The organism is Methylophaga muralis (assembly GCF_001720165.1).
In the GTDB taxonomy this organism is placed as follows: domain Bacteria; phylum Pseudomonadota; class Gammaproteobacteria; order Nitrosococcales; family Methylophagaceae; genus Methylophaga; species Methylophaga muralis.
Map to the genome: position 1 here is coordinate 1 of NZ_MCRI01000059.1, position 7405 is coordinate 7405.

The window sequence follows — 7405 nt, forward strand, 5'->3', positions numbered from 1 at the left end:
TTTCAAAAAACTGCAAACCATTCAAGGCGCCTTGCGATTCCATGAGCTGAGTTTTGTGGTATTGATCGTCATGACGGCGTTGATGAGCTTTAACTGGGCCTTTGCCTGGCAAAAAAGCTCAGAGGAATCACTTCGTTTAAGCTCCATGAACACACATGTTCAGCATTTGCGTGGTGATTTATATCGTCAGCTCAAAGAAGTATTTGATGTGGTGTTTCTAAACGATGCTCTGGCGATTGAAGAGTATTATCAGTTTCGCAATCAAATCGATAGCTATTTGTTACGATTGAAAGTGTTGGCACAAACCCCAACTGAAGAAATTCTGATTGTAAGAATTGAATATGCCTACAACAAGTTTTACCAGGAAACCAGCCGATTTCTTGAGATTGAAGAGCTTAGTAAGGAAGACAAGGTTTGGCTTGATGAACAACTAGAAGAACAAACTTTTCGTCAGTTGGAAAAGGTCTTCAGTGATATCGAAAATTATTTGCGTCAACAGCAACTTCAATTAACCGCATCTGATGAGCGTTTGTTTGGCAAAATGATTTTAAGTGAAGCCTTACCAATCATTTTGGCACTGATTTTACTGAGTATCTCAAAATGGTTTGTCCGCCGTAATATGCTTGCACCGCTGCGAAATGTCACCAAGGGTGCAAAAATCATCAGTACCGGTGACTTCAAACACCATATTCCGCTAAAAGGTTTGGAAGAGCTCCAGCTGCTGTCACAGGCCATCAATAGCATGGCAGATGAATTGGCCAGCAGCCGTGATCAATTAATCGAAACCAAAAAACAAGCTGCCTTGGGCGAACTGGTACCACTGGTTGCACATAATATTCGCAACCCATTGGCAGGTATCAGAGCTGCAGCACAAGTATCAATTGAAGAAGCGAATGAGGAAAGCCGAGTCGTTCTGCAAGATATTATTGTCGCTGTCGATAGGCTGGAAAACTGGGTGACGTCACTATTGATGTATCTTCACCCATTAAAGCCCCATTTAATACAAGTTACGCTGACTGAATTAACAGATAACGCTTTGTCCTTAATCGAGCTACAGTTAAAAGAAAAGTCCATTCAATTAACGCGCCATGGCTGGCAAAATAAGGCTTGTTCACTCAATATGGACAATAATCTGATGGAACAGGCTATATTTAACTTGATTCAAAATGCGATTGAGGCATCTCCAGTCAATTCAACTATTGATATCCACTATTGGGAAAGTGCTCAACAAGTGGGGCTGCATATTGATGATCAAGGTCCGGGTTTCACAGAAGTATCACCAATAAAAACCAGTCAATTACATAAAAAATTGAATTATGGTCTTGGCATTCCATTTGCCCAAAAAGTTATAAAACAACATCAAGGCCATTTAGCGTTTGAAACAAATTTGCAAGGCGGGGCAAGGGTTTCGCTTACATTAGATATCAATAATGAGCAGACTTTTTAATAGGATGTTATATGCTTAGTTTTTTACTAATAGAAGATGAAAGCCTGTTTGCAAAATCGGTAAAACGCAGACTGGAGCGCGAAGGTCATCAAGCCAAAATTGCAGAAAACATTGGCAGCGGCAAAAAACTATTACAAAGTGAATCGCCAGATATTTTGTTGTTGGATGTCAGACTTCCCGATGGCAACGGTTTAGATTTATTAGCCGAAATTCGTGCAGATGAGCATCCATTACAAAGCCTGCCGGTGATTGTGATGACAGCCTATGGTGAGTTGGAAGATGCAGTTAGTGCCATGAAATTTGGTGCTTCAGATTATCTGAAAAAACCAGTCGATCTCGATGAATTAATGTTGACGATTGATAAAGTGGTCAGTAATCACACCATCAGGCGTCAATTACAGTATGCAGAGCAACGTGCTCAAAAAACACATCAACCTGTAAATCTTATCGGCAGTAGTCAGCAAATTATGACTATTCGGGAGCAGGCCAAACAACTTTCAGAATTGATGGATAAAAATAAAGATACCACTCCCGTTGTATTAATTAGTGGTGAGACGGGCAGCGGAAAAGGAGTGTTAGCACGTTATTTTCATCAAATAAGCCAGCGACATGACCGACCTTTTGTACATGTAGATTGTGCAGCTTTACCCGAAGATTCCGTAGAAGCGGAGTTATTCGGACAGGAAAATATCGCCTTGGATGATTCTCTGAAAGCTCGTCCCGGACTGATTGAAGTTGCTGAAGACGGCATATTATTTTTGGATGAAATTGCTGAGCTATCGCTGTCAACCCAGACCAAACTACTAAATGTCATAGAAAGACGACAGCTGCGTAGATTGGGGTCTACAAAAGAAATACCGGTCAATTCCCAGGTGATTGTTTCTACCAATCGCGATTTACATCAATTAGTTTCCATGGGCGAGTTTCGTGCTGATTTGTACTTTCGCTTGAATGTTGTCGAGATACAGCTTCCTCCTTTGAGAGAGCGTCAACAGGATATTGCAGAACTAGCACAGTTTTTTATTGAACAATTTGCCAAACGTTATTCCGTAGAACAACCTCGACTGGCCTATGATGCCATGCGTCAAATGCAGCAATATGACTGGCCTGGCAATATAAGAGAATTGGAAAATGTTCTGGAGCGAGCGGTAATGCTTTGCCAGCAAAGTGTTATCGAATTTAGTGATTTATCACTAAAATCATTTGCCACAAGCGCTGATGGCGAACAAACTTTATCTGAAATAGAAAAAATGACGATGGATGAAGTGGAGAAATATCTATTGGAGAATGCGTTAAGCCGCAGTTCTGGTAATGTTTCCCGAGCCGCTAGACAGCTTGGTTTGACCCGTATGGCAATGCGTTATCGTATGGAAAAATATAAGCTTTAATTTATTTAACTAATTTTAAGCTTGGTTTGCCACTGGTTATTTTGGTGACAGATTTTGTTGGCTCTGTTGATGCCGGTGGAGGTGTAGGTGGTTCTTCTTCAGGAAAGAACATACCTTCATTATTTTCTTTACCGTAAATTGCCTGAATGGCAATCACCGGAATAAACAAATCCATTGCTTTACCTGAAAATCTTGCTGAGAAGCTGACCCAGTCATTATCCATATTAAGGCCGCTTATCGCATCAGGTGCAAGGTTAAGTACAATGCGAGCATCACGAATATATTGTTCCGGAACCACCACCCCTTCGTGATTTGTATTGACTAACAAATAAGGGGTGCAATGATTGTCGAGCAACCATTGGTAAATGGCTCGGATCAGATAAGGTCTTTGTGTAGACATGCTCATTAACGCATTCCCTTTTCCGCTGAACTCAAGCTCGCCTGAAATGTGTCTCTATTAAATATTTTTTGTGCGTAACGTTCAACTGCTTTTGCTGAGTCAGGTAATTTTATGCCTAATTGCGGTAAGCGCCATAATAACGGGGCAATATAGCAATCGATTAGCGAAAACTCGTCACTCATCAGAAAATCATTTTGCTCAAACAATGGTGCCAAAACAGTCAGATCTTCGCGTAAAGTCTTTTTAGCTTTATTCGCTGGGGATTTTTCCCGGCCAATTAGTTGAGGCCATAATGAAAACCAATCGGTTTCCAGGCGATGCAACATCAGTCGCATTTGAGCTCTGGCACCAGGATCATTTGGCATTAAAGACGGATGAGGGAATCGTTCATCAAGATATTCCATAATGATACGTGAGTGGAAAATCACAATATCCCGGTCAAACAAGGTCGGACCTTGAGCGTATGGGTTTGCTGAAGCCACTTCTTCTGGCCAGTGCCCATCTGCAAGTTCTATCAACTGACAATCAATTTGTTTTTCTTGAACAACGATACGGGCTTGGTGGCTGAATGGACATTGTACGTCCGAGTACAATGTCATCAGCGGTTTACGGTTACGTGTTGTCATTTTGGCAATACTGCTTATATATTTTGGAATGTAGCGTTAGTGAACGTCTTTCCAGTAAGCTTTTTTCAGTGCCAATGCGATAACAAAGAAGATAGCAAGATAGAGTAAAACCCACTTTCCTAACGCTAAACGCTGTAATTTGGATGGTTCACTGATATAGGCAAGAAAGTTGACTAGATCTCGGCTCATCATATCGTATTGACGAGGATTCAGTTCACCTTCTTGAACAACACTCAAACGACCATCTTCATCTATAGACTGATAACCTTGTTGTTCCCATAGAACGTGAGGCATACCTACATCTTTAAAAGCAAGGTTATTGGTGCCCATTGGTCGCGTTTCATCAAGATAGAAGGTTCGTAAATAGGTGTACAACCAATCTGTCCCACGAGCTCGAGCAATGACCGATAAGTCTGGTGGTACTACACCAAACCAACGTTTAGCATCTTCAGGACGCATCGCAATTTGCATGGTTTCACCGATTTTGTCGGTAGTAAACATCAAATTTTCAGCAACCTGATCTTCTGTTAACCCTAAATCTTTTGCCATTCTGTTATAACGCATCAAAGACGCGCCATGGCAGCTAAGGCAATAATTCATGAAGGTCTGAGCACCACGTTGTAGTGACGCTTTATCATGCAGGTCAATATCTACTTTATCCAGTTTTGATGATGGACCCGCAGCAAATGCAAAAGTCGAGAACAGACTGAATATTGAAATGAAAGCAGCTAAAGTCAGATTTCTCATTTGTACGTCACCCTTTCCGGTACAGGTTTATCTTTATCAAATGCGGTGTAAATTGGCATTAGAAGAAAGAAAGCAAAATACAGAATAGTAAATATCTGTGCCAGCAAAGTATAAAGCGACGTTGCTGGTTGAGTTCCTAAGTAACCTAACGCTAAAAAGCTGATAACAAACACAACTAAAGCCGTACGGAAATATGGACCTCTATAGCGAATTGAACGAGTTTTACTACGATCCAGCCATGGCAGGAGAAACAGCATGACAATTGCCAAGCCCATTGCAATAACGCCAAATAGCTTATCTGGTACTGCCCGCAAAATGGCATAAAACGGGGTGAAGTACCATAAAGGTACAATATGTTCCGGTGTTTTCAGCGGATCTGCCGGAATAAAGTTATCTCTTTCTAAGAACCAGCCACCGAACTCAGGTAGATAGAACAATACCAACGAAAAGATAAATAGGAAGACCACAACACCCACGAGATCTTTTACGGTGTAGTAGGGGTGGAACGGAATACCATCTAAAGGTTTACCGTTTTCATCTTTATGCTTTTTGATTTCGACGCCATCTGGATTGTTGGAGCCGACTTCATGTAACGCCAGAATGTGAGCTGCAACTAAACCTAATAATACGATCGGCAATGCAATAACGTGCATGGCAAAAAAGCGATTCAATGTGGCATCGGCAACTACGTAGTCACCACGAATCCACAACGCTAAGTCTTCACCAATAACAGGTAAAGCGCCAAATAAGGAGATAATAACCTGCGCTCCCCAATATGACATTTGACCCCAAGGTAATAGATAACCCATAAAGGCTTCAGCCATCAGCACGACGTAAAGCAACATGCCGAAAATCCAGATCAATTCTCGTGGTTGTTTATAGGATCCATACATCAAACCACGGAACATATGCAGGTAAATAACTACGAAGAATGCAGAAGCACCGGTGGAATGTAGGTAACGAATTAACCAGCCCCACTCAACGTCTCGCATGATGTACTCAACCGACGCAAAAGCGAGTTCTGCATCCGGTTTATAATTCATGGTTAAAAAGATGCCGGTAATAATCTGTAAAACCAGAATCAATAAAGCCAGGGAACCGAAGAAATACCAGAAGTTGAAGTTTTTCGGTGCGTAATATTCCGAAAGGTGTTCCTTCATCATTTTTGTCGCTGGAAAGCGAGCATCAATCCAATCCATCATCGACATTATGCGGCTCCTTGGGCGTCTTCACCAACGATGACAATATTGTCACCCTGGAAGTGATAAGGGGGCACTTCAAGATTGGTTGGGGCTGGTACACCTTGGTATACACGTCCTGCTAAATCAAAACGTGAACCATGGCAGGGACAGAAAAATCCACCTTTCCAGTTTGCACCTAAATCATTTGGGGCAATTTCAGGACGATAGGTTGGAGAGCAACCTAAATGCGTACAAATACCCACCATCACCATGACGTCTTTACGGATTGAACGAGTTTCGTTCTGAGCGTATTCGGGTTGCTGGGTTTGTGTGCTCTGTGGATCACGTAGCTCATCATTTAGAGAAATGAGCGTGTTTAAAACTTCTTCGGTTCGACGGAAAATCCATACCGGTTTGCCGCGCCATTCAACAGTTAGCAGTTGGCCTGGTTCGAGTTGACTGATATCAATTTGCACTGGTGCTCCAGCTGCTTCGGCTTTAGCACTTGGTGCAATGGATGATACAAAAGGGATGGCAACAGCCACCATACCCGCACCGCCTACTACACTAGCGGCGGCTGTCAAAAACCGTCTTTTGCCAGTATCTATAGAGTCGCTCATCAGATGAATATCCCCTGATATGTTATTTAATGTGAATCCAGCAGAGCATCAATGTCTCGGGATTGCTGAGATAAAACTAGCAAATTTTAACATAGCAAGGAATGTTTTGGATCAAAAAAGCCCGCATTTTCATGCGGGCTTTTAGGGTTACCACTAGAGGAGTAGATATTTACTCTGCAGCAGCCTGTTCGACTTTTTTTACTAAACGGCGTAATGCACCCTTTGGATTAGAGTCTACAATCGCTTGTAAATTGGTTGGTTCACCAACGATGATGGCGCCGCCCATACCTGCACCCCAATGTGGGTCACATTTGTAGAGGTAAACACCTTCAACTGTTAGTGGTTTAGTTTGGTAGTTTTCACCCATTTGTGAAATGAACCCTTCTGCGCCCTCTGGGATGAACTCTTGTTCTCCGCTCGCATCAGTAAAAGTAGTATTGACTAAGTGACCGTTCATTTGTTGCCAAGAAACTGTGTCACCTGGTGCGATTTTAACTACTAAAGGGTCAAAAGCGGTTAGGCTTGCGTTAACAACATGATTCTCAGCCATTGCAGCAGCAGAAAATAAAGATGCTGCGCCAATTACTGCTGTCAACAGTGATTTACCATATTTCATGAATATTTCCTCTCTTTATTGAGTTATTTGCCTCAGTGCGGTGCCAGTCTCCCACAGTGAACCTGAACACACACTGAACACACTTAGCCACGTGTTTTAACACGTAATTTTCTGGGCAATAAAGCACAAAAACGGCCAACTATACTGGCTGTTTGTGGGATATGTCCATGCTAAATTGTAAATTTATGTCAAATAACACAATGCATTTTCCATGACAAATGAATAGGCAAGTGCCTGAAAAAGATAGGGTTGAATACTTGGTTATTGGAAGTTCAGGTCTAAATTGTTACAAGGCTGAAATACTTGAGGTAACAATTTAACTTTTGAAAAAGCGTTAAATCATTTTCGCTTGAGCGCTGATTCAACTTTAATTAAACAGT

General features: G+C 41.9%; 8 protein-coding genes. 2 read left to right on the forward strand and 6 right to left on the reverse strand.

Annotated features, from left to right (window positions below; genetic code table 11):
• Window positions 1–1447, forward strand: a 1447-nt coding sequence (locus tag A9E74_RS13125) for a sensor histidine kinase (protein ID WP_069297056.1), incomplete at its 5' end; no start/stop codon positions are given.
• Window positions 1448–1458: 11 nt separating this feature from the next.
• Complete coding sequence (locus A9E74_RS13130; RefSeq protein ID WP_069297057.1) at window positions 1459–2835, forward strand: sigma-54-dependent transcriptional regulator; 1377 nt, start codon at window positions 1459–1461, stop codon at window positions 2833–2835.
• A 1-nt stretch (window position 2836) separates the two neighbouring features.
• Here the strand turns inward: A9E74_RS13130 and A9E74_RS13135 are convergent, their stop codons facing one another.
• From A9E74_RS13135 to A9E74_RS13160, 6 genes are all read right to left on the reverse strand, one after another.
• Window positions 2837–3241 (reverse strand): ClpXP protease specificity-enhancing factor, encoded by a 405-nt coding sequence (locus A9E74_RS13135; RefSeq protein ID WP_069297058.1) that lies wholly within the window; start codon window positions 3239–3241, stop codon window positions 2837–2839.
• Window positions 3241–3861, reverse strand: a complete 621-nt coding sequence (locus tag A9E74_RS13140; protein WP_069297059.1) for a glutathione S-transferase N-terminal domain-containing protein — start codon at window positions 3859–3861, stop codon at window positions 3241–3243. The genes A9E74_RS13135 and A9E74_RS13140 overlap by 1 nt, the downstream gene beginning before the upstream one ends.
• A gap of 36 nt (window positions 3862–3897) precedes the next feature.
• Window positions 3898–4608, reverse strand: a complete 711-nt coding sequence (locus A9E74_RS13145; RefSeq protein ID WP_069297060.1) for a cytochrome c1 — start codon at window positions 4606–4608, stop codon at window positions 3898–3900.
• Entirely contained in the window at window positions 4605–5810 is a 1206-nt protein-coding gene (locus A9E74_RS13150) for a cytochrome b (RefSeq protein ID WP_084003096.1), read from the reverse strand. Before A9E74_RS13150 ends, A9E74_RS13145 begins: the two co-directional genes overlap by 4 nt.
• A gap of 5 nt (window positions 5811–5815) precedes the next feature.
• Window positions 5816–6409, reverse strand: coding sequence for a ubiquinol-cytochrome c reductase iron-sulfur subunit (gene petA, locus A9E74_RS13155; protein WP_176718941.1), 594 nt, complete (start codon window positions 6407–6409; stop codon window positions 5816–5818).
• 169 nt (window positions 6410–6578) lie between these two features.
• Window positions 6579–7025: a plastocyanin/azurin family copper-binding protein gene (locus A9E74_RS13160; RefSeq protein WP_069297063.1), complete on the reverse strand. Its 447-nt coding sequence runs from the start codon at window positions 7023–7025 to the stop codon at window positions 6579–6581.
• Window positions 7026–7405 lie beyond the last annotated feature (380 nt).

What these genes read in the sequence shown, in the direction of transcription:
- petA (WP_176718941.1), bottom strand. Translation starts at nt 6,409, where the DNA reads ATGAGCGACTCTATAGATACTGGCAAAAGACGGTTTTTGACAGCCGCC.
- A9E74_RS13150 (WP_084003096.1), bottom strand. Translation starts at nt 5,810, where the DNA reads ATGATGGATTGGATTGATGCTCGCTTTCCAGCGACAAAAATGATGAAG.
- A9E74_RS13140 (WP_069297059.1), bottom strand. Translation starts at nt 3,861, where the DNA reads ATGACAACACGTAACCGTAAACCGCTGATGACATTGTACTCGGACGTA.
- A9E74_RS13135 (WP_069297058.1), bottom strand. Translation starts at nt 3,241, where the DNA reads ATGAGCATGTCTACACAAAGACCTTATCTGATCCGAGCCATTTACCAA.
- A9E74_RS13160 (WP_069297063.1), bottom strand. Translation starts at nt 7,025, where the DNA reads ATGAAATATGGTAAATCACTGTTGACAGCAGTAATTGGCGCAGCATCT.
- A9E74_RS13130 (WP_069297057.1), top strand. Translation starts at nt 1,459, where the DNA reads ATGCTTAGTTTTTTACTAATAGAAGATGAAAGCCTGTTTGCAAAATCG.
- A9E74_RS13145 (WP_069297060.1), bottom strand. Translation starts at nt 4,608, where the DNA reads ATGAGAAATCTGACTTTAGCTGCTTTCATTTCAATATTCAGTCTGTTC.